This is a genomic window from Herbaspirillum lusitanum P6-12 (genome assembly GCF_000256565.1).
Taxonomy (GTDB): Bacteria; Pseudomonadota; Gammaproteobacteria; order Burkholderiales; family Burkholderiaceae_D; genus Herbaspirillum; species Herbaspirillum lusitanum.
In genome coordinates this window covers 1-1,172 of the sequence record NZ_AJHH01000214.1, presented here as the reverse complement: position 1 = coordinate 1,172, position 1,172 = coordinate 1, and the positions used below count along the sequence as shown (strand labels likewise).

At 60.2% G+C, this 1,172-nt stretch carries 2 protein-coding genes; both read left to right on the top strand.

Annotated features, from left to right (window positions below):
- Positions 1–222: 222 nt before the first annotated feature.
- On the top strand, positions 223–375 hold the full coding sequence (locus tag HLUSI_RS33435) for a hypothetical protein (RefSeq protein ID WP_167321460.1): 153 nt from the start codon (positions 223–225) through the stop codon (positions 373–375).
- 196 nt (positions 376–571) lie between these two features.
- A partial coding sequence (locus tag HLUSI_RS27405; RefSeq protein WP_016833334.1) for a gamma-glutamylcyclotransferase occupies positions 572–1,172 on the top strand: 601 nt, incomplete at its 3' end.

Genomic DNA, 1,172 nt, shown 5'->3' with positions numbered 1-1,172 from the left:
GGGGGGCGGCGTAGGAAAAAGACCACATCCCCTATCAGGAAATGCCTGATAGTTGCAAAAGAGAACACACCGTAAAATAAATGATATAAACTATTTACATCCGCATCGCATCAGGCTTCACGAGGCTAATGTAATCGTTTACAAATGCGGATTGCAGGTCACATCCTGAGCAGATCAGGCGACTTGCAACGTGTCTCAACCAACAAGGAAACGGGGGACATCATGAAAAATTACTTCGCTGCGCTGTATCGGAAACTGGTCGATTACCTCAACGACTCCAGCGCCCTCACGACCGGGTCGCACCGGGGCGAGCCGCATTGCTGCGGCATGTACTCGGGCCTGTCCGACATGGAACAGGGTCACGAAAAGAACTGACGATTCCCTTGCCTGGGCGGGCCGCATGCCGCGACCTGCCCAAGCGGCATTTTCTGCGCAACGCCCCTCTTCTCCAGTTTTCTCCGCTCGCTCACCTCCCCGCTCCAGCCTTGCCCGGCACGCCCTTCGGCGCTTGCCCTTATAATTTCAGCAGATCAACATCCCGTCACGCCTTCCCCGGCGCGCATCGCCTGCAATGTCCGACAACACCATCGCCCGCAACAAGTCCATGACCCGTTTCGACCAGCACGACAGCGTGTGGCTGTTCGGCTATGGATCGCTGATCTTCAAGGCGGACTTCCCTTTCATCGAGCGCCGTCCGGCGCACATCGTCGGCTGGAGCCGGCGCTTCTGGCAAGGCTCGCACGATCACCGCGGCACGGCCGAAGCGCCGGGGCGGGTCGTCACCCTGGTGGCGCAGGAGGATGCGGTATGCGAGGGCATGGCCTATCTGATCACGCCGGAAGTCTTTGCCCACCTCGATCACCGCGAAAAGAACGGCTACCTGCGCCTGGCTACCGACATCCTGTTTGAAGACGGCAGCTGCACCGAGGGATTGATCTACATCGCCACGGAAGAGAACGCCGCCTTCCTCGGTCCGGCGTCGGAACGCGACATCGCGCGCCAGATCGCCGGCGCGGAAGGCCCGAGCGGACGCAACGCCGATTACCTGCTGGGGCTGGCCGTGGCCTTGCGCGAACTGGGCAAGGACGATCCGCACGTGTTCGAGATCGAGCGTCACCTGCAGTTGCTGGATGAGATGAATGCGGAGAACGACAAGGGGAAGGATGCGGCCC